This window comes from Anaerovibrio sp. JC8 (genome assembly GCF_002100115.1).
In the GTDB taxonomy this organism is placed as follows: Bacteria; Bacillota; Negativicutes; order Selenomonadales; family Selenomonadaceae; genus Anaerovibrio.
In genome coordinates this window covers 1-20565 of the sequence record NZ_ANBM01000010.1, presented here as the reverse complement: position 1 = coordinate 20565, position 20565 = coordinate 1, and the positions used below count along the sequence as shown (strand labels likewise).

Genomic DNA, 20565 nt, shown 5'->3' with positions numbered 1-20565 from the left:
GGGATTGAGTATTAATTATAGAATATACGTTTCACATATATGATAACAGAATTACTGTTCGGTTTCAAGAAGCCTGCATCTGGAATTTTTCCCCGAAAATGTAAAAAGGGAGCCGCATAATGCGGCTCCCCTACTGTTAATAAATAATAGTTATTAACAGAAAAAGTTATTTGTGGATAAAAATGTGGATAAAACCTAAAGAAATAATAATCAATAATACAGTATTATATCTTCTTTTTGTAGATGCGCTTCCCTGATGACACTATGGAGTGAGTAGGACAAATAAGCACACATAGATGGCAGCCAACGCACCGTTTCGGGTCAAGTACCGGGCGACGGCTTTTATCCAAGTGAATAGCCTGATGGCCACCATCGGCGCAGGAAATCTGGCACCTTCCACAGCCTATGCAGGTCTTTCGCTTGAATTTAGGATATACTATGCTGTCCCGTTCCAGAATCTCAGTGGTGTCGCTGACAAATTCCAGCCCCTCGCCAATAAGCTCCTTGACGGAATGATACCCTTTTTCATGCAGATAATAATTGAGTCCGGCCTTTAAATCATCAATAATACGGTAGCCGTACTGCATGATGGCGGTTGTTACCTGAACAGAGCCAGCCCCAAGAAGTATGAATTCCAAGGCGTCCCTCCAGGTTTCCACACCACCCATGCCGCTGATATGCATACCGCTGAGATTTTGGTTATGCCCCAGCTCGGCTATAAAATGCAGGGCAATAGGCTTAACTGCGGATCCGCTGTAGCCGCCTACAGCAGAATGGCGTCCGATGGCAGGGCTGGAAACAAAGGTATGGGGATTTATCTCCATAATGCTCTTGATGGTGTTAATGGCGGCAAGACCGTCGGCACCACCACGTTTGGCGGCCTCGGCCGCCGGGCTCATGTGGTCTACATTGGGTGTGAGCTTGGCCAGAATGGGGATGGAAGCTCCCCTTCGGGCCGCAGCGGTAAACCGTTCCACCAGCTCCGGCACCTGGCCGATGTCTGAGCCCAGCCCCCAGTCCATCATGTTTGGACAGGAGAAATTTAATTCTATAACGTCGGCGCCGTTTTCCTGACACTGGCGGGCCAAATCTTCCCACTCCTGCTCGTTGCGTCCCATGATGGAGGCAATAACGCGCTTGGTGGGATAATTTTTTTTCAGCCGGCGGAATATTTCCATGTTTTCCGGAACACTGTGGTCGGAAAGCTGCTCGATATTTTTAAAGCCAACTAAGCCGCCGTTGGCCCCATGAATGGCCGAGTATCGGGGAGAGGCTTCGTGAATTTCAAAGCTGCATATTGTTTTGAAGGCCACACCGGCCCATCCGGCCTCGAAGGCTCGGGCACACATATCGTAATTGCTGCCCACCACCGAGGAGGACAGCAGGAAAGGATTTTCCAGTGGAACACCACAAATATCTGCCTGCAGGGCGGCTTCATCCTGTGGGGATGGCACATCAAGGGCAGGCCGTACGTTCTCTGTCAGAAAGGACAGCAGCTGTTTTATCGGTACTTCTCCAGACCTGATGCAGGCTGCTTCGCAAGGGGCAGTGCAATCGGAGCAAGGATTTGTTTCGGGCAGACCGGAGGCTGCCGCAATTTCGTTGTCAAACCAGATACTCCGCAGCTGCTTTGCAGGCTCCAGCTTTTTGGGGCAGGCCTGGTCGCAGGGGGCATCGGCACAAAGGGTGCAGCGCAGCATATCCTCGCATTTGTGCTTTCTTTCCAGATACATTTGGCACCACCTCTAAAAAGACAAACCATTCTCCAGATAATATTCCCAGCCAAGCTGCTGCATGCAATATCCGAATACCGGGTCATTTGCCACTACCGGAGGGAAATCAATGTCCTCGCTTTCACTGGTCCTGAAACGCCAAGGCTCGTCCGGCCATCTGACAAAATTGCATATCACTACATTGGCAAGCTTGCCGTCCTTGATCTGTTTTACGGCTACCTTGAAGCTGATATTTTCGTCATTGGGACCCTGAATAATGGTGTCATCCATAACGTAAATATCGCATCCTTCTTCGTTCCAGTGCTCCACCCAAATATCTTCGGCATGGCAGAAGGTTTGGGGATAAAATAAGGTAATAGCGGCCATCATAGTAAAGCATAGTAGTAACTTTTTCATCATCACAGCCTCCTCAGGTAGTTTATAACGAGCTTTAAGATGTCCCCTTCCTCTTTAGGTGGGGGAAAACAAACTACAACAGCTGGTGAGCATATCTCCCTGCTCGTTGAAACGCTAATTGGATGATTTTTCTTCTAAAGAAGAAAAATTTGAACAATGGCGTTATAATCACAATATATCATATTAACAATATTCATGCATCAAAATACTAAAAAACCTCGGAGCCTTTATTTCTAAAGGTTCCGAGGTTATTCTTCGTAATGGTGGAGACGAGGGGGCTTGAACCCCTGACCCCATGCCTGCCAGGCATGTGCTCTCCCAGCTGAGCTACGCCCCCATTAACATGAAATCAACAAAACAAATTATATAGTAAAATGACGGAAATTACAACTAATTTTTTTGAAAAATATCCACGCTGTCCCAAAAGGCCCGGATGGCCCGGGGATGATAATTGCTGCGGGCGGTGGCAATAAAGATTTCCCGCTCCAGCAGAGGATGATTTAAAAGGTAATAATTCAGCCTGTCGTTGGGGGCGGCCATGCTGATAAGGGTATCTGTAAGGAAGGTGGCTCCCAGACCGGCGGCTGCCATGTGATAGGCGGTCATGAGCTGATTGAGATACAGTCGGACATTGGGAGTAAGCCCGGTTTCATGAAAGATTTCCGTTGCCCGACGATACATATCGTTGCCCTTGCCCAGCAGGAGAAATGGCAGGTCTTTAAAATCCATTAAATTGGCGGGAGAGGCATTCTTCTGCAGGTGCTTGCCGGAGCTGATTTCTGTCTGGGAAAAGGCAGGGGCGGGGATATTTTCCGTCATGGACTTTGGAACGGCCAGCATAATGCGGTCCTGATAAAAGGTGAGGGATTCAAATTCCCTGGTGTCGCATTCGCCACTGTCAATTACGATGTCGATGGTTCCCTGCTTCAGCCCCGCAAAGAGTTCGGAACTGCTGGATTCAATGATGGAAATGTTGATGCGGGGGTGCTTCTCGCTGAAATTTCTGATAAGGTTTGGCAGAAAGCAGGCGGTTACGAAATTGGTGCCCCCGATAATCAGCTGGCCACTTTCCAGCTGGGCCAGATCGTCCACATAGCGCTGCAGATTTTTCTGCACCTGAAATATTTTTTCCGTTGCTTCGATATAGGCCTGTCCCGCGTCCGTAAGTCTCAGCGGCGAATGGGAGCGGTCGAAAATCGGCATTCCCAGCTCCTGCTCCACCTTTTTTACGGCCGCCGACAGGGCGGGCTGGGTCATAAAGAGTTTTTTGGCTGCTGCGGAAAAGCTCTTTTCTTCATATACGGTATAAACGTATTCCATGCCTGTCATACAATGCCCCCCTAAAATTAATAAAATATAAAAATATTTTATGATGTTTATATAATTATAGGTATTTGATTATATTGTATGCCAATGATATGCTTTTAGCAAGTTAAGGGTAATAAAAAAGGGTATAAAATTTGTGGCAAGCATAGGGGGATTGAGTGATATGAAGACAATAGGCATTATGGGGGGCATGGGCCCTATGGCAACGGTGGATTTAATGAAGAAAATTATTCTGGGGACACCGGCCAAGGTGGACCAGGAGCATATACCGATGCTGGTGGACAACAATTGCATGATTCCGGACCGCACACGGGCCATCAAGGGACTGGGGGCATCTCCTGTTCCGGAAATGCTGAAGAGTGCCAAGCGGCTTATGATGGGCGGAGCGGATTTCATCATCATGGCCTGCAATACTGCCCATTATTTCCTGCCGGAGATTTTGCCTCATATAACCATTCCTGTATTGTCCATTATTGATGTGGCTGTGGCCAGCATCAAGGAAAAGGGCTATAAGAGCGTGGGCCTGCTGGCTACCAGCGGTACCATCAGTACCGGGCTGTATCAGAAGGCCTTGGAGGCCAACGGCATTCAGTGCATTTCCCCGTCAGCAGATAGGCAGCATATCGTTGATGATATGATTTATGATGGGGTAAAGGCCAACAATCAGGATTATGATACCACTGATATCAAGGATTTACTGGCAGAGATGAAGGCACAGGGGGCTGAGGCCTTTATTCTGGGCTGCACCGAGGTGCCGGTTGCTGTGGCCATGTACGGTCTGGAGGGTGTTTTCGTGGATTCCACCGATGAGCTGGCCAAGGCAGCTGTGAAATTCGCCAGGACCGACAGAAGCTACGATACACTTATTGCTTAAATGAAAATAGGGAAATGAAAAGCAGCGTCAATTTAAATGGCGCTGCTTTTTGCTTTGTAAATTAAGTTGCCGTGTTTCCGGTCAGAAGCTTATTTCAGGCAATATTCTTCATATTTATGGCTGATTTTGTTCAGATGGTCCATTATATCCTCGTAGCGATACAGTCCGTCATCGTTTTTGGTAAGTCCTCTGAAGCTTAGGTGATAAATCATCGGCGGGTATCGGAGACTTAGCTGTCTGGAATTACGCAGCTGATTATCTGAGGCGTAGGCCAGATATGGATTGATGAACAGGTCTCCCTGGGCATTTCTCCGCTTTTCAAAAACAATCTTCACGCCTAAAGGTGCCTTGGTCAATATGGTTCCCGGCAGAGTATATTCCTCCGTCTCCAGGGCAGTCAGTATGGTGAAAATGTTGGTGTCGTGGCCACATAAAAAGGCGAACTTCAGCCTGTCATTTTCCAGATCGTCCTGGATTATATCCAGAATGTCATGGGAATGGCGCAGGGCCACGGCGGGGTTGCCCACTACCATTTCAATGCCCCTGGTTCCTATGGCACCTATATTTTTCCAGTCCTGGGCAGTAAGACCGGTGCCCCAGTCTGCCTTATGGTCATCCGGTTCCTCAAAGTAATTCATGATAACGGCATCCAGTGCCTGGTAGGCATTTCTGGCAGTACCATCATAGCTGACGATATTTTCATCATCCCCCAGCATTTTCAGACTAAGGTCGGCGGTATCCACCCGGTCAATGCCATGCATTTTGGCGTATGGGGAATTTTTGAAGTCCGTAGCCTTGGCAAAGCTGTAATAATTTCTGTCGAACTCCCCCTTATAGGCTTCAAAGTTTTGGTTGTGGTATTCCATACCCCAGTTGTACAGCTTCGTAGTGTCCAAAACAAAAGGCTTGAAAAAGACCTTATCGCCTCCTGCCTCCGTGGTATACCTTATGGTTACGTTGGTATCCGGCAGCAGTCCCGTGGAAAAATATCGGGCCGTGGCAATGGTGCGCTGAAAGGAGTTGGCATAAAAGTCCACTTCACCCTCATCCGGCTGCCAGGAGTCGGACATAAAGCCCTCGTCCACCAGATAGAGGTGAAAATACTGACCTAAAATGGTTTCGTTGATACCGCCCTTCTGGGTCAGATAACCTCTGGTAACATTCCATTTTGGCAATGGGTGGTTTATCATGGAGGCAGCGGAGGAGTCTTCCTGTACAATGCTGGTTCTTAAGTTGTGGCGGCTGAATACCACCATATGCTCCAACTGGTAGCCCTTGTCCGTCAGCTCCGAGCTGGCAGCGGCAAGAGGCAGGGCAGAAAAAAGCAGTAATCCGGAAACGGCAGCGGCTCCCAGGCCCTGCAGATATTTGTTGCCTTTGTGATTCATGGGTTGTCTCCTTACAACATTAAAAATACCAAACTATGGCTGAATGCCCTTCTTCCTATAACTATAGCACATTATATATATAACCGGAGAAAAATATTTTAGTACCAGCTATTAAAAGCTACTTGCAATTTATCCCCTCATTGGTGTATGATTAAGAGGTCTTAGGTTACAATTCTTTAAAATATAATTCAATAGTACGGAAAAAGTTATTCATTATACAAATTTAATTCAAAACAATAGTAATTCCCTATGTACAAATTATTGATTATATGGTAAAGTTATGGTAATTTAAGAAATCGTCAAACAAATATTTTCGGTTAGAGGAGGTAGTGTTGTGGATACAACAACCATTGCAGTGGTGATATTTGTAGCTGCATATGCACTGATTATTTCAGAAAAAGTCCATCGTACCATCGTTGGTATCGTTGGCGCTATGTTGATGATCCTCTGTGGAATTTTGTCCCAGGAGGTGGCAATTCATCACATAGATTTTAATACCTTGGGCTTGCTCATTGGTATGATGACTATCGTAAATATTACGGCGGAAACGGGCTTATTTAACTTCCTGGCCATTTGGGCGGCCCAGCGGGTTAAGGCTAACCCTATGAAGCTGCTCTTAGCACTGGCATTGTTGACGGCTGTATGTTCCGCACTTTTGGATAATGTGACTACAGTTCTGCTGACAGTTCCTGTAACCTTCAGTATCACTGCCCAGTTGAAGGTAGACGTAAAGCCGTTCCTGATTGCCCAGATTTTGGCTTCCAACATTGGTGGTACTGCAACTCTGGTAGGCGACCCACCAAACATTATGATTGGTTCTGCTGTAGGTCTGAGCTTCCTGGATTTCATTATCCATCTGACTTTACCAGCAATTATCATTTTCATTGTAACTGTATTCCTGCTGGAGATGATTTACGGAAAGTCTCTCCACACTACTCCTGAGCTTCAGGAGCAGGTAATGAAGCTGAATGCTGGAAAGCAGATCAGCAACAAGCCTCTTATGAAGAAGTGTCTGGCTGTATTGGCCCTGACCATGAGCCTTTTCGTTGCCCACAGTGCCCTTGGTCTTGAGTCTGCAACTGCAGCTCTTTCCGGTGCTGGCCTTCTCCTGCTGATTACCTTTACAAGGGATGAGGAAATGATTGCAAAGGTTCTTGGCAAGGTTGAGTGGACTGCAATTTTCTTCTTCGCAGGTCTGTTTATTTTGGTTGGCGGTTTGGTTGAAACCGGCGTTATCAAGTGGCTGGCTGAGGAGGGTATCAAGATTACCCACGGTTCTGTAGAGGGTACAGCTATCCTGATTCTCTGGATGTCTGCTATCGCTTCTGCCTTCGTTGATAACATCCCATTTGTAGCAACCATGATTCCTCTTATTAAGGACATGGGTGCCATGGGCCTCAACAATCTGGAGCCTATGTGGTGGTCCCTGGCTTTGGGTGCCTGCCTTGGTGGTAACGGTACTCTGATTGGTGCCAGTGCCAACGTTGTAGTTGCTTCCATGGCAGCTCAGCACGGCAGACAGATTTCCTTCATCGGCTTTATGAAGATAGCATTCCCATTGATGATTCTTTCCATCATCATCAGTACTGCCTATGTATATCTCCGTTACCTCATGTAATCAACGGGTAATAATAGACAATTAAATTAGGTAAATGCGCTTAATATAAAAAGAGGACTGCGGCTAGAGTGGTTTCGAGACACCATGCCGCAGTCTTCTTTTTGTATGTATTTTTTAATTTTCGTAAATCTGATAGCCGTCACGTCCGGCAGCCTTGACCTTGTATAGGGCACGGTCCGCATGACGGAACAGGGAGTCGTAGCTTATGCCAATTTCCTTGGTGATGGCTATGCCGATACTGCCGGTGACGTTGGCAGCATGGCCCTGAATCCTTATATCCTTTATGCAGGTCAGGAGCCATTGGGTCTGCTTTTGGATATCCTCCGCGGTGGACCCCTGTGGCAGCTTGATCATCATCATAAATTCGTCTCCGCCGAACCGGCCTACGGCGCTGAGGTCGGTACAGCAGCTCTTTAATAATCTGGCAAAGGTTATCAGCAGCTCATCACCCTGCTGGTGTCCATAAGTATCGTTAAATTCCTTGAAGTGGTCCAGATCAATAATGAGAAGGGCGATGGCTTCACCCTCTATTTGATTGGCGAGAATTTCACTGCAGCGAAGGGCAATTCCCTTTTTGTTAAGAAGTCCTGTCAGCTGGTCAGTTTCCGCTTCCTGCTTATAGGCATCCCTGTCCTTGGTCAGGGCCTTTACCTCGTTAAGGGCCCGTTCCAGCTCGTCATTCTTTTCACTCAGCAAAATGTTACGTTTTTTGGTCTGCCTGCTGTTGTGGAGAACAAAGCCAATACCCAAAACGGTCAGCAGGACTGCCAATATGCCAATGCCCAGCGGAATGGGATATTCCTGCAGCAGATACCCAAAATTGATGACGGGGCTGCTGTTCTTCTCTATGGTACGGTTAATAACATCTGGAGAAAGTCTCTGGATGGCCGTATTCAGTACTCGTACCAGCATCTCCGGACTGGCTTCGGACACCATGAGGCTAAGTGAAATACGGCAGCTGTACTTATCATTGATTTTCAGATGAGGTCGGGTAATGAGACTGTTGTGCTGTGTCAGATACAGATTTGGCACCAAAGCGATATCGAACCGCTGCCGTTCAACAGCCTCCAGACAATCATCCACAGTGTTCATGGTGGTTATATCCCAGTCGGGGTGCAGCTTTTTGACGTATTCTTCAAGACCGGGGATGTTTGCCGGCAGAACAATGTTTATGGGGCGCTCGGCAAAAGAACCGTCTGCATGGGTTATGGCTGAGTATTCAATGGTCATGAAATTATTGGTAAAATTCATGGGATTATGGTAATTGTCGCCGTAGTAAACACACGGCATAATATCAGCCTCGCCCTTTTCCAGCATTGTCCTTGCTTCCCGATAGTTGTCGGCCAGGATTATCTGGAAGGTCAGTCCGCTGTCCTGTCCCATTATTTCAATAAGTCCATTGAAAATTCCCGTCCGCTTCCCAATGAACGGAGAAAATTTTCCTGGCAGGACAATCCTTATTGGAGGGGCATTTTTGACATAGTTTTCTTCTATTTCGGAATAGACAGCAATATTGTGTATTGCCGGATCTATGTATTCCTGCTCCAGGCGGGTACTGAAGGAAGGGTTTTTCAGCTCTATGTCAAGAATGGCATCGTTAAGCTCATTTATAAGCTGCTGGTTTGATGGCAGTGCCATAAACTGACATGTGTCTATGGCGATGATGGCCAGCTCTGTTTCATCTCCCATAAGGTTGGAGCCATCATCCATGGCAGCCTGGATTTCGCCGCGGTGCAGGGCCTCAATCATGTGCCGGCCATCGGCAAAGGTGACAAAATTTATGTTTTGCCAGCCATGGGTCTGTACGTAGTGATTAATATAACCGGTGTTGTCACCTGCTGTTACGTAGCCGATGGTCACACCCTTCATGGTGGAGCCGTCCATAACATCCAGCTTGCTGCCGGGGGCTGTAAAAAGACTCAGCATGCCATATACCGCATAGCCATTGCTGTATATTCTGGATGGGGTAAGGGAAACATTTTCCTGAATCGGTGCCAAAAGGTCCAGGGTGCCGTTCTCCAGCATCTTTTTCCCTTCCGAAGGAGCCACGGAGATATATTCATATCCAAAATGGGTGCGCTTGGACAGTTCCCTGAGATATGACCGTATATATCCCTCCAGCAGCTCCCGGCTCTGTGGGTTGGTATCCTTATTTATTTCCAGTACTCCTACCCGTACTGGTCCCTGCCGTCCCTGAAAATCCTCAGCCTGAAGGGAGGAGGTGTTCAGCAGCAGTACCAGTGCTATGCAGAAGAATAGTGTGAATTTTAAATAATGACTCTTATACATATATGTACCCTCAGTGAACAGCATTTTAGCAAGCGATTATTGATAAACATTTTTATCGTTGTTAGTTTCATCATATATTAATGAAATGGCCCATGTCCATAATTTTTAATACTATTTTTATCATAAAATATGTTTCTGAAAAAAAGGGTTTTTCTATCTTATAACGAATTCTAACTAAAAGCTAAAAATATCTTTATTAATGAAAGTAAAATAAAGGGGTGAAGGGATAATGCGAAATCTTAGCCTTACTCAAAAATTAATGGTGGTATTTGGCATACTGCTGATTATAATTGTGAGCCTGGGTCTGTACAGCTACAATTCTGCAAAAAAACAAAATAACGAGGCCCAGAATGTTGCAGACTGGATGAGTACGGCTCTGCTGGTTTCCAACATGAGCAATCACATGGAAAAGGCCCATGGCTATGTGGGGCTTATTTCTTCCGCAGACAATGCCAATGAGGTCAGTGCACTGCGAAGTGGCTTTGACAATGCCAGAGATGAGGTAAATGAGGACCTGAAAGAGTACGAAGCCCTGATTATGAATTCTGAATACGATACTGAGGAGGAACGTCAGGGGGACCTGGACACTGTAAGGGAAGAAAAAGAGCTTTGGGAAGCCTATCTGACCACAGTAGGCAAGCTTGACAAGGCCCTGCGGGCGCGGGAGGCTGCCGCCGCTGAAGCAGCTCCTGACATGAAGGGATTGCTGGATGAGGCAGATGCGGCCTTTAATGAGGCCCATGATGCGGTAAAGGCAGATATAGAACTCTGTGATAAGGGAACCCAGGATGCCATAGATGAGGCTGAGGCGGTATACAGTGCCGTAACTGTAATGTCCCTGGCCCTTACTCTGGTGGCTGCCCTCTTCTGTATCGGCGTTATGATTCTTCTCAACAGAAACATAAAATCCTCTGCCGAGGAGCTGGTAAGGATTTCTACCATGGTGGCAGGAGGAGACCTTCGTACCAAGGTGAATGTTAATGGTGGAGATGAATTTGCCACTATCGGTGTACAGTTCAACCATATGATAGATAATGTACGCAGCATGTGCCAGAATATTCAGCAGACCGCCATAAAGGTTGCCTCTTCCTCCGAGGAGCTGACGGCCAGTGCCCATCAGTCGGCGGATGCCACTCAGAGCGTGGCCCAGTCTGTGGGGGATATGGCAGAGTCCTCCGAGCAGCAGACCCGGGAGCTGAATGAGGCTGATGAAAAGGCCAGAAATCTTTTGGCTGAGATGGAGAACGTAACTGCAGCCGTGGAAGAGGCCAGACAGTCTGTAAGCGAAGCTGTTGAAAAGGCCAATGATGGTAACAGGCTGGCATCGGCCACCATCAGTGAAATGAATGGCGTAACGGATATTGTTCTGGAATCCACCCAGCGGGTGGCCCGTCTGGGAGAGCGCTCCAAGGAAATTGGACAGATTGTGTCAGTTATTTCCGGTATTGCCGGACAGACAAATCTGCTGGCACTGAATGCCGCCATTGAGGCAGCCCGGGCCGGTGAGCAGGGCCGTGGCTTTGCCGTTGTAGCAGAGGAAGTAAGGAAGCTGGCTGAGGAATCCCAGAGTGCAGCCCAGCAGATCAGTGACCTTATTGCCAACATTCAGAGGGAAACCGATGATGCGGTGGCTTCCATGGAAAAGGGTGCCAGGGCGGCTGAGTCTGGCAAGGCAAATCTGGCCACTACGGGAGACGCCTTTAACCAGATTTTGGAGAGGGTAAATCATGTAAGTGAAACCTCCTCCGGCATCAACGATACCGTTAAGAGCCTTATGGGGCCTATTGATGAGCTGGTTAAGAATATTGGCAATGTTACCAAGCAGGCTGACAATGTATCCAGAGAATCCCAGGCAGTGTCCGCGGCGACAGAACAACAGTCTGCCGGAATTGATGAGATTGCCTCTGCAAGCCGTACATTGGCTGATTACGCACAGAATCTCCAGGATACTACCATGAAGTTTAAGCTGTAATCTGAAGGGAATATTTATATACAAGAGGCATTTTAACGCCTGTAAGGTGGTAAAATGCCTCTTTTTGTGTGTTCATAGCCAATAACAATGTTAATAATTCTTAAAAAGTATACACAATTTATCAACAAATTGTTGATAAGTGTACAGATGTTATTGTATAATATGTACTCAGTGGACAATGTTATTATATATGTCCGTGGCTCATGAATTGTGATTTACAGTTTTTAAATTGCAACTTTACAGCCCAATTCACATATAAGGGGGAGTCTTTCTTGCAGATGAATGGTGCGCAGGCTATATTGGAAAGCCTGAAAAGAGAAAATGTAGATTTGGTCTTTGGTTATCCGGGCGGTGCAGTGTTGGATTTGTATGACGCCGTATATCAGGCCAGGTTCCCCCATATTTTGACCCGCCATGAGCAGGGGGCCGTTCACGCTGCAGATGGCTATGCCCGGGCCACCGGCAAGGTGGGTGTGGTATTTGCCACCTCTGGCCCTGGTGCCACCAATCTTATTACCGGCATTGCCACAGCCAATATGGATTCCGTACCATTGGTGTGCTTTACGGGACAGGTTACCAATCCCCTTATAGGCAAGGACTCCTTTCAGGAAGCGGATATTGTGGGCATCACTACCCCTATAACCAAGCATAATTATCTGGTAAAGAAGGCCTCGGAGCTGCCAAGAATCATTAAGGAAGCTTTCTTTATTGCCCGCACCGGCCGTCCTGGACCGGTGGTTATTGATATTGCCAAGGATGTATTTACCACCATGGTAGATTATGATTATCCCCAGAAGGTGAAGCTCCGTGGCTACAAGGGGGATTTTACAGGGGACGACAGCCAGATTTCCGATGTGGTGGAGGCCTTGAAGGAGGCCAAGCGTCCTGTATTTTTCATTGGCGGCGGTGTTACCCTGTCTGACCAGACAGAGGTTATGCGGGATATTGTGGACCATACCGGCATTCCGGTGGTCAGCTCCCTTATGGGCCTTGGCTGCATTCCGGCCAAGCAGGATGGCTTTGTGGGCATGGTGGGCATGCACGGCTCCTACGCGGCCAATATGGCAGTCCAGAAAAGTGATTTGCTTATCGGTATCGGCGTCCGCTTTGATGACCGGGTAACCGGCAAGCTGGATGCCTTTGCTCCTAAGGCGAAAATTGTTCATTTTGAGGTGGATAAGGCGGAAATCAACAAGAATGTTTTCTCCCATTATCCAGTACTTGGTGATCTTCGCTGGTCTCTGCCAATTTTCAGGGAGCAGCTCCGTGAATCCAATGAGGATTATCTGAACCGCTTTGGCAAGTGGCACCAGCAGGTGGTGGATATGGACAGGGAGTGTCCATTCAGCTACGAAACCAATGACCAGTTTATTATGCCACAGCAGCTTATTGATACGGTCAGTGAGCTGGTGGATGAAAATACCATTGTGGTTACGGATGTGGGCCAGCATCAGATGTGGGCGGCCCAGTTCTTCAACAGCCGCAATCCACGCCAGTTCATTACCTCTGGAGGATTGGGAACCATGGGCTATGGCCTTCCGGCAGCCCTTGGGGCCAAGCTGGGATGTCCTGGCAAAAAGGTGGTACTCTTTACAGGTGATGGCTCTGTCATGATGAACTGTCAGGAGATGTCCACTGCAGCTGACAATGATATTGATGTAAAGGTGGTTCTGCTCCACAACCGGGTGTTGGGCATGGTTACCCAGTGGCAGCGCATGTTCTACGGCAAGCGTTATTCCCAGACCCTGCTGGGGGGCAAGACAGATTATGTAAAATTGGCTGAATCAATGGGTATGCAGGCCTGCCGTATTGAAAAGCCGGCGGAGCTGCGACAGTCCTTGGAAAAGGCTCTGGCAGTGGATGGGCCAATGCTCATTGATGTTATGCTGCCGGCCAACGAGGACGTATTGCCAATGGTAGCTCCCGGAGCGCAGCTGGACAACATGGTTTTGGGAGGTGCCGAAGCATGAAAAAGTATATATTGGCCGTATTGGTAGACAACAAGCCTGGCGTATTGACCCATGTATCGGGTCTTATCAGCCGTCGTGCATTTAATATTGAAAGTATTTCCGCCGGTTATACCGAGGATGAGGATGTTACCCGTATTAATATTGAGGTGTCCGTGGAGGATGACCGGGAGCTGGAGCAGGTGGTAAACCAGCTGAGCAAGCTCATTGATGTTATAAAGATTGTTAATCTGGGCTTGGTGGATTCCATTGTGCGGGAGCTGATCCTGTTGAAGGTTCGGGCCACCAAGAGCTCCCTGGCAGATATCCGCAATATTGTGGATATTTTCCGGGGAAAAATCGTGGATGTCAGTCCTGAGAATGTGGTTATTGAGCTCACCGGCTCCCAGAGTAAAATTAATGCCATCTGCGAAATGCTGGAGGAATTCGAGATTATCGAGATAGCCAGAACTGGCGCCATTGCTTTGAGTCGTGGCCCTGTTCCGGTAAAAAATATGTAAGTGTTGACAACTCCTTAAAAAGTGGTATACTAAATCTAACGGATAATTATTATCCGTTGCGAAAAAATGGGTATCCGTTGTGTGTATATATATTATAAGGAGGTTTTTTCATGGAATTAAAAGGTAGTAAGACTGAGCAGAATTTGTGGGCGGCATTTGCCGGTGAGTCCCAGGCTCATACCAAGTATCAGTACTTTGCATCCCAGGCTAAGAAAGATGGATTTGTGCAGATTCAGAATATCTTCACCGAGACATCCAAGAACGAGAAGGAGCATGCCAAGATCTGGTTCAAGCTGGTAAACGGTGGCAAGATTGGCTCCACAGCTGAGAACCTCAAGGCAGCTGCAGCTGGTGAAAATGAGGAGTGGACTTCCATGTATCCAGAGTTCGCCAAGGTTGCCCGTGAAGAAGGTTTCGACAAGATTGCAGCTCTCTTTGAGGCAGTAGCAGCCATTGAGAAGGAGCATGAGGAGCGCTACAAGATTCTGCTGCTGAACGTAGAGCAGGATAAGGTATTCAAGAAGAACGAAAAGGTTATCTGGCAGTGCTCCAACTGCGGCTATGTATGCACTGGCGAGGCTGCTCCTGAGGAGTGCCCTGTTTGTGCTCATCCAAAGGCTCATTTCCAGGTTCTGCCTACCAACTACAAATAATTAGTTTCGGAAATAAAAATACTCCCGACCATCTGGTCAGGAGTATTTTTTTTAATGTCTTTATGGAAGAAATTACTTTTCTTCCTGCTTTTTCTTCTTTGCTTCCTCACGGGCCTTGGCCTTTTCAGCAGCGTTCTTTGCCTTCGCCTTGGCCTTTTCCTGCTCGTTCTTTTCCTGCTTGCTCTTGGAATAGTCAACGCTCATGCTGGCCATCTTGTGCTTGAAGGACATGATAGGATGCTTGAACATCATGCCAGTGCTGGAAGCACTCATAATTTCGTTGAACATCTTGTTGTTCTTGTCGCCGAAGCACTGAATTTCGCAACGGTCACAGATTGGCTTGGTGATGCCGTAAGGACAACGGTTCATTTTTGTCATAACAGTGGCCAAAAGTGCGGTACACTTTGGACACAGCTTGTCGCCCTTGGTGCTGTGGTTCTTGTTGCAATAAACGCCGAAGGATCTTCTGATGCTTTCTTTTTCCTGTGGAATATTATTCTTTATTTCAACCGGCTTTTTCTTTGGTAAAAATCTGTCAAATATACCCATATAATACGAACTCTCCTTGTGATAAAAATAGACATAACCATATAAGATTTTAATAGTATTCTTCATTAAATGCAAGTCATAAAGGAAAGAATATGCAGGGCACCACGAAAAATACTTTGCATTGATAGGGGGTTTACGTTAAAATTACACTAAGGACAGGTGGGAGGTTTTTTAACGTGAACATCGATTTATCTAATATGGATATGGATGATGGTCAGGGTGAACGCCTGCTTCGTGATGCTTTTAAGCAGAGTATAGAATCCATGGAAGGCAGTAAAGGCCAGATTTTCCAGATATACGAAAATACCAAGGAGGATGTGGAGTCCACCAGGACTATGCTCAAGGAGCTGAAGGAGCAGACCCGCAAGCTGCAGGACGAAGTGGACGATCTGGTTCGGCTGGAACAAAAGGAAAAGCAGAAGCTGGTACAGGTCAGCGGCAACTTTTCCAATTATTCCGAGGACCGTATCCGGGCAAGCTATGAGGCCGTAAAGACCGTACAGGTAAAGCTGGCCATTGCCAAGGAGAAGGAGTATCAGACCCGTCGTCAGCGTGACCGTCTGGAGCTGCGGCTTTACAGCATGGAGAAGACACTGCACATGGCAGAGACCCTGGCTACCAAGCTGGGTTCTGTAATTGGCTACCTTACCTCACAGCTCAGTGATGTGGTAACCCAGATGGAGATAGTGTCCAAGAACAAATTTCTGGGAATGCAGATTATCAAGGCACAGGAAAATGAGCGTCTTAGAGTTTCCCGTGAAATACATGATGGTCCAGCCCAGGAAATGGTAAACCTGATTTATCAGGCTTCCGTGGTGGAGCGCCTTGTGGATACCCGACCAAATGAAGCCAAGGCCAATTTGCAGGAGCTGCGTCGGCAGATTCGTACATGTCTGGCGGATGTACGTCAGATTATCTTTGATATGCGCCCAATGACCCTGGATGATCTTGGGCTTATTCCGGCTTTGCGCCAGCTTACCAAAAAATTGGCTGAGCGGGAGGTTCTCAACGCAGATTTGCAGATTGATGGCAAGGAATATAAATTTGATAACCATGTGGAGGTTACCATTTTCCGTATGGTGCAGGAGGCCCTGAACAATGTCCACCGTCATGCGGGAACGGACAGTGCTGTTGTGCGTATGCTGTTTACCGCAGACCATTTGGCTATTATGGTTTCCGACCAGGGCAAGGGCTTTGATGTGGATGAACTGGCGGAGGAACGCCGCAATCCATCGGGAGATGGCCATTTTGGCGTTATTGGCATGGAGGAGCGGGCACGTATTATAGGTGCCAATATTTCCATCAGCTCTGAGCCGGGGAAGGGCACCAGGGTGAATATAAAGATGCCATATCCTCAGCCAAGATAAAAATGCAGGACTTATGATGTATGTATAAGGATACCAACAGTAATAATTTGCAAATTAATCAAAATGAGGCGCCGATTTCTGAAGCAATGGACAAATATGCCAGGGACGGCGCCCTTGCTTTTCATACCCCGGGGCACAAGCAGGGCCTGGGTGCCCATGACCGCCTGAAGCGGCTAATTACTGAGGAGGGCCTGCGGCAGGAGGTTTCTCTCATGGAGGAGCTGGATGACCTGCACGACCCGTCGGGGTGCATTAAAGAGGCGGAAGCTCTGGCGGCCCGGCTGTGGGGAGCCAAGGATACCCTCTTTATGATAAATGGTACCACTGGGGCCATTCACGCCATGATAATGGGCACATTGAGTCCCGGGGACAGGGTGCTGGTACCCCGCAATGCCCACCGCTCCATTATCGGGGGCATCATCCTGGCGGGGGCAGTGCCTATATATATTGAGCCGGAAATAATTGAAGCTTTGGGTATCGCCGGAGTGTTGACAGCTGATACTGTGGCAGCAGCAGTGCAGGCCCATCCCGAGGCCAGGGCATTGATTGCAGTATACCCTACATATTATGGAATGGCCGGGGATTTGGAGGCCATTGCCACCATTCTCCATGACCATAATATGCTGCTTTTGGTGGACGAGGCCCACGGGGCCCATTTGAAATTTGCTGAATCTTTGGAGGTAATGCCGCGGCAGGCCCTGGATTTGGGGGCAGATGTGGTGGCCCAGAGTACCCACAAGGTGCTGGGGAGCATGACCCAGACCTCCATGCTGCATATTGGCAGTGATAGGGTATCCGGGGCTCGTATACGTGAAGCGGCTGCTTTGCTGCAGTCAACCAGTCCCAACCAGCTGTTGCTGGCTTCACTGGATATTGCCCGGCTGCAGATGGCCACTGAGGGCAGGAACCGTCTGGAACGGGCGGTGCAGCTGTCAGAGTGGTTGCGGCGGGAAATTAATAAAATAGAAGGACTTTACTGTGTGGGGGAAGAAATTCTTGATAATACCACCACAAAGTGGCTGGACAGGACCCGTATCACGGTGAATTTGACGGGAATCGGTCTGCCCGGTCCCGAGGCGGAGCTTATTCTTCGCCACCAATACAAGGTTCAGTGTGAGCTGTCGGATAACAATAATTTATTGTTTATTATTTCCATGGCTGATACGGAGGAAACTGCCCGGCGTTTGCTGGAGGTACTGAAGCTGCTGGCTGAGGACCATGGCGGGGAAGCTATGGAAAGCGCTGTCGTGCCAAGGGATTTATTTACCACCAATGAGGTGGCGGTGAGTCCAAGAGAGGCCTTTTATGCGTCACGGGAAAAAATAAGGTTATGTGATGCAGTGGGTTGTGTGGCGGCGGAGACAGTGGCCTTTTATCCTCCGGGGGTGCCGGTGTTGTGCCCGGGAGAGGTCATTCGGGCGGAGCTGATTGAAGCAATACAGAAACAGCGGGCTGCTGGCATGCGGGTGGTAGGACCCTCAGACAGCACCCTGAAATACATAGAAGTGGTGAAGGAATAATGGCAAAGGGAAAACTGATTACAATAGAGGCCGGGGACGGCTCCGGCAAGGCCACCCAGACCAGGGCCCTTATGGAGCATCTGGCAAAGGATGGCTACAAGGTAATGAAGGTGGAATATCCGGATTACAAGTCCGATTCCTCTGCTTTGGTGAAAATGTATCTGGGCGGGGAGTTTGGTCAGCATGCCGATGATGTGGATGCCTATGGTGCTTCCACCTTTTTCGCTGTGGACCGCTATGCCTCCTATCATTTGAACTGGAAGCAGGCCTATGAGGAAGGAACCATTATTCTGGCGGACCGCTACACCACTTCCAATATGGTGCATCAGGCGGTTAAGCTCCAGGACCCTGCAGAGCGGGAGGAATTTCTCACCTGGCTGTGGGACTTTGAATTTGGCAAGCTGAAGCTGCCAGTGCCGGACGTGGTGGTATATCTGGACATGGATCCGGCAGTAAGCGACCGCCTCATAAGTGAACGGGCAGCCCAGAATGCCGACCGCAAAAAGGACATTCACGAAAAGGACTCCGCATATCTTCACCGCTGCCACGAGGCATACAACTGGGTGGCAGACAAATACGGCTGGAAGAAGGTCGTGTGCAGTGAAAATGGGGAGCCACGCAGTATTGAGGCCATTCACACAGATGTATATAATGCAGTAAAGAGTTATCTATAGGCAGTGGACTGTGGCTTTCACGCCGTCACGGCACTAAAACTTTTTCTTGCTGTTATATAGCGTAAAAAATCATAACTCGCTTCCCATTTGAATGGGGCGCTCAGACAGATGATTTTTTACACTATAATCAAGGAATAGCAATAAAAAGTTTCTTAACGTACCGTGACTAAATGTTCAATCCACCAGCCCACTGCCTATAACGCAAGATACAATATGTTAGTTTAACGAAGGGAAAATATGATAAAAGAAGTATTAGTAGTCGAAGGCAAGATGGATGTGGTGGCCATCAACAAAGCAGTTGAGGCCGACTGCATCATCACTGAGGGCTTTAATCTGAAGCCTGCCTGCCTTGACTCCATAGAAAAAGCATATAAAAAGCGGGGCATCATTATCCTGACAGACCCTGACAGTGCGGGGGAGCGGATCCGTACCTACGTTACCCGCCGCTGTCCTAACGCCAAGCACGCCTTTGTGCCTGTGGAGGATGCTACCGCCAACAATGACATTGGTATTGAGCAGGCCTCCCCGGAGGCCATACGCAAGGCCCTGGAAAAGGTCCGGACCCTGAACTGGGAGCCCAGCAACGAGTTTAACGGGGCAGATCTTATAAAGGCCGGCATCAGCGGCGGTGACGGTGCCAGTGAACGGCGGGCCAGAATGGGTGCCCGTCTGGGCATCGGTTATGCCAATGCCAAGACCTTTTTAAAACGATTGAATCATTATGGCGTCACCAGGGAAGAATTTGAAGCTGCCCTGGCTGAGGAGGGAGATAAATAATGAGCTTGGATTTAGATAAAGACATGAATAGCGAGATTCACAAGGAAAAAAAGCTGAATCTCAATGGCTTGAAAACCAACATTGCTACTCCCAGCGTTACCCGCCATATTATGAAGGCCTTTAATCTTCGGGCCAGCAAGCGGTTGGGCCAGAATTTTCTGGTGGATGCCAATATTGTCCGGGGCATTGTGGATGCTGCCGGTGCCAAGCCGGGGGACAAGATTTTGGAAATCGGTCCTGGTATTGGTACCTTGACCCAGGGGCTGGCGGAGTCCGGGGCGGATGTTACAGCAGTAGAGCTGGACAAGAAGCTGCCGGCGGTACTGGCAGAAACCTTGGCGGGATATGATAATGTCCGCATTGTGCCGGGGGATATTTTGAAGGTCAACATTCCGGAAATAATGGGGGAGGGCCCATTTAAGGTGGCAGCCAACCTGCCATATTACATTACCACTCCTATTCTTATGGAGCTTTTGGAGAAGCATTTGCCTATCAGCATTTTGGTTACCATGGTTCAGAAGGAAGTGGCCCTGCGCATGATTGCCAAGCCGGGCAGCAAGACATATGGTGCTTTGTCCGTGGCAGTGCAGTATTACACCAAGCCACATATTGCCTTTGATGTACCACCGCGGTCCTTTATTCCGGCTCCGGAGGTGGATTCCGTGGTTATCGTCTGCGACGTGCGGGAGAAGCCGGCGGTGGAGGTAAAGGACGAGAAGATGTTCTTCAAGGTGGTAAAGGCGGCCTTCGGCCAGCGCCGCAAGACCATTGCCAATGCCATGAAGGGGGCAGGCTTCACCAAGGAAGCCATTGAGGCAGCCTTCGCCAAGAGCGGTATCGACAGCGGCCGCCGTGGTGAGACCTTCACTCTAAAAGAGTTTGCAGCCCTGGCTGATGCATTGGTAGTTAATAATTTAGTATAAAAGCTTGTACTGGTACCCATGTTCAAGCCATCAGTACAA

General features: G+C 48.4%; 17 protein-coding genes and 1 tRNA gene. 11 read left to right on the top strand and 7 right to left on the bottom strand.

Going from position 1 to position 20565, the window contains the following annotated elements; genetic code table 11:
• Nucleotides 1–224 precede the first annotated feature (224 nt).
• The 4 genes from preA to D081_RS09915 form a co-directional block, all read right to left on the bottom strand.
• Nucleotides 225–1733 carry an NAD-dependent dihydropyrimidine dehydrogenase subunit PreA gene (gene preA / locus D081_RS09930; protein ID WP_085024022.1) on the bottom strand — a complete coding sequence of 503 codons (1509 nt, stop codon included), beginning with the start codon at nt 1731–1733 and terminating at the stop codon, nt 225–227.
• A 12-nt stretch (nt 1734–1745) separates the two neighbouring features.
• Nucleotides 1746–2132 carry a hypothetical protein gene (locus D081_RS09925; RefSeq protein ID WP_143272189.1) on the bottom strand — a complete coding sequence of 129 codons (387 nt, stop codon included), beginning with the start codon at nt 2130–2132 and terminating at the stop codon, nt 1746–1748.
• 258 nt (nt 2133–2390) lie between these two features.
• Nucleotides 2391–2466 (bottom strand) — tRNA-Ala (locus tag D081_RS09920).
• A 53-nt stretch (nt 2467–2519) separates the two neighbouring features.
• Nucleotides 2520–3458 carry a LysR family transcriptional regulator gene (locus D081_RS09915; protein ID WP_085024020.1) on the bottom strand — a complete coding sequence of 313 codons (939 nt, stop codon included), beginning with the start codon at nt 3456–3458 and terminating at the stop codon, nt 2520–2522.
• Between the two features lie 160 nt (nt 3459–3618).
• Between D081_RS09915 and D081_RS09910 the strand changes: the two genes are divergently transcribed.
• Nucleotides 3619–4329, top strand: coding sequence for an aspartate/glutamate racemase family protein (locus D081_RS09910; RefSeq protein WP_085024019.1), 711 nt, complete (start codon nt 3619–3621; stop codon nt 4327–4329).
• Nucleotides 4330–4418: 89 nt separating this feature from the next.
• Here D081_RS09910 and D081_RS09905 read toward each other — a convergent pair whose 3' ends face one another.
• The gene (locus D081_RS09905; protein WP_085024018.1) at nt 4419–5717 is read right to left on the bottom strand and encodes a histidine-type phosphatase; all 1299 of its coding nucleotides are present in this window, start codon (nt 5715–5717) and stop codon (nt 4419–4421) included.
• A 334-nt stretch (nt 5718–6051) separates the two neighbouring features.
• On the opposite strand from D081_RS09905, the gene D081_RS09900 reads away from it, so the two are divergent.
• Nucleotides 6052–7335, top strand: a complete 1284-nt coding sequence (locus D081_RS09900; RefSeq protein ID WP_085024017.1) for an ArsB/NhaD family transporter — start codon at nt 6052–6054, stop codon at nt 7333–7335.
• A 114-nt stretch (nt 7336–7449) separates the two neighbouring features.
• Here D081_RS09900 and D081_RS09895 read toward each other — a convergent pair whose 3' ends face one another.
• Complete coding sequence (locus D081_RS09895; protein ID WP_158087633.1) at nt 7450–9624, bottom strand: GGDEF domain-containing protein; 2175 nt, start codon at nt 9622–9624, stop codon at nt 7450–7452.
• Nucleotides 9625–9853: 229 nt separating this feature from the next.
• On the opposite strand from D081_RS09895, the gene D081_RS09890 reads away from it, so the two are divergent.
• The 4 genes from D081_RS09890 (at nt 9854) to rbr (ending at nt 14716) form a co-directional block, all read left to right on the top strand.
• Nucleotides 9854–11596 carry a methyl-accepting chemotaxis protein gene (locus D081_RS09890; protein WP_085024015.1) on the top strand — a complete coding sequence of 581 codons (1743 nt, stop codon included), beginning with the start codon at nt 9854–9856 and terminating at the stop codon, nt 11594–11596.
• 278 nt (nt 11597–11874) lie between these two features.
• Nucleotides 11875–13566, top strand: coding sequence for a biosynthetic-type acetolactate synthase large subunit (ilvB, locus tag D081_RS09885; protein ID WP_198941987.1), 1692 nt, complete (start codon nt 11875–11877; stop codon nt 13564–13566).
• Nucleotides 13563–14063, top strand: a complete 501-nt coding sequence (ilvN, locus tag D081_RS09880; RefSeq protein ID WP_085024013.1) for an acetolactate synthase small subunit — start codon at nt 13563–13565, stop codon at nt 14061–14063. Before ilvB ends, ilvN begins: the two co-directional genes overlap by 4 nt.
• A 110-nt stretch (nt 14064–14173) precedes the next feature.
• Nucleotides 14174–14716, top strand: a complete 543-nt coding sequence (gene rbr / locus D081_RS09875) for a rubrerythrin (RefSeq protein WP_027397854.1) — start codon at nt 14174–14176, stop codon at nt 14714–14716.
• 72 nt (nt 14717–14788) lie between these two features.
• Here the strand turns inward: rbr and D081_RS09870 are convergent, their stop codons facing one another.
• Nucleotides 14789–15265, bottom strand: coding sequence for a nitrous oxide-stimulated promoter family protein (locus tag D081_RS09870; RefSeq protein WP_085024012.1), 477 nt, complete (start codon nt 15263–15265; stop codon nt 14789–14791).
• A gap of 176 nt (nt 15266–15441) precedes the next feature.
• On the opposite strand from D081_RS09870, the gene D081_RS09865 reads away from it, so the two are divergent.
• The 5 genes from D081_RS09865 (at nt 15442) to rsmA (ending at nt 20526) form a co-directional block, all read left to right on the top strand.
• A complete protein-coding gene (locus D081_RS09865; protein WP_143272188.1) occupies nt 15442–16632 on the top strand; it encodes a sensor histidine kinase in 1191 nt (396 codons plus the stop codon).
• Between the two features lie 20 nt (nt 16633–16652).
• Nucleotides 16653–18152: an aminotransferase class I/II-fold pyridoxal phosphate-dependent enzyme gene (locus D081_RS09860; protein WP_085024010.1), complete on the top strand. Its 1500-nt coding sequence runs from the start codon at nt 16653–16655 to the stop codon at nt 18150–18152.
• The gene (locus tag D081_RS09855; RefSeq protein WP_085024009.1) at nt 18152–18826 is read left to right on the top strand and encodes a deoxynucleoside kinase; all 675 of its coding nucleotides are present in this window, start codon (nt 18152–18154) and stop codon (nt 18824–18826) included. Before D081_RS09860 ends, D081_RS09855 begins: the two co-directional genes overlap by 1 nt.
• Before the next feature lie 237 nt (nt 18827–19063).
• Nucleotides 19064–19603 (top strand): ribonuclease M5, encoded by a 540-nt coding sequence (gene rnmV, locus D081_RS09850; protein ID WP_085024008.1) that lies wholly within the window; start codon nt 19064–19066, stop codon nt 19601–19603.
• Between the two features lie 23 nt (nt 19604–19626).
• Nucleotides 19627–20526, top strand: coding sequence for a 16S rRNA (adenine(1518)-N(6)/adenine(1519)-N(6))-dimethyltransferase RsmA (gene rsmA, locus D081_RS09845; RefSeq protein WP_085024093.1), 900 nt, complete (start codon nt 19627–19629; stop codon nt 20524–20526).
• Nucleotides 20527–20565 lie beyond the last annotated feature (39 nt).